Origin of the sequence: Laspinema palackyanum D2c, from assembly GCF_025370875.1 — a bacterium.
In the GTDB taxonomy this organism is placed as follows: Bacteria; Cyanobacteriota; Cyanobacteriia; order Cyanobacteriales; family Laspinemataceae; genus Laspinema; species Laspinema palackyanum.
Genome location: NZ_JAMXFD010000004.1, coordinates 280613 through 281106 on the forward strand (window position 1 = coordinate 280613; position 494 = coordinate 281106).

The following is a 494-nucleotide window of genomic DNA, read 5'->3' on the forward strand; positions in this document are numbered from 1 at the left end:
TTTTCATCGGAATCTGTGACAAATTGCAGATGCTCTGTTAACAACAGTATCTGAGGTAAGTTTTCCCCTGAGATATTGCTGGAATTAGCGGCATCGGGGACTGTTGCAGGGAAAGCATTTTCCGAAGTTGTCTCAATTTCCGATAACTTTTTATCGGAACCTGTAACAGATTGCAGATGCTCTGTTGACAACAATCTGTTAGGGGGTGTTTCCCCTGAGATATTGCTGGAATTAGCGGCATCGGCGACTGTTGCAGGGAAAGCAGTTTCTGAAGTTGTCTCAATTTCCGATAACTTTTTATCGGAACCTGTAACAGATTGCAGATGCTCTGTTGACAATAATATCCGGGGTAAGTTTTCCCCTGAGATATTGCTGGAATTAGCGGCATCGGCGACTGTTGCAGGGAAAGCAGTTTCTGAAGTTGTCTCAATTTCCGATAACTTTTTATCGGAACCTGTAACAGATTGCAGATGCTCTGTTGACAATAATATCCG

The 494-nt window shown here is 43.1% G+C and carries 2 protein-coding genes; one reads left to right on the forward strand and one right to left on the reverse strand.

Annotated features, from left to right (window positions below; genetic code table 11):
• Nucleotides 1-191, reverse strand: a 191-nt coding sequence (locus NG795_RS07865) for a hypothetical protein (RefSeq protein WP_367288099.1), incomplete at its 3' end; no start/stop codon positions are given.
• Nucleotides 192-222: 31 nt separating this feature from the next.
• Here NG795_RS07865 and NG795_RS07870 point away from each other — a divergent pair.
• A partial coding sequence (locus NG795_RS07870) for a hypothetical protein (RefSeq protein WP_367288100.1) occupies nucleotides 223-494 on the forward strand: 272 nt, incomplete at its 3' end.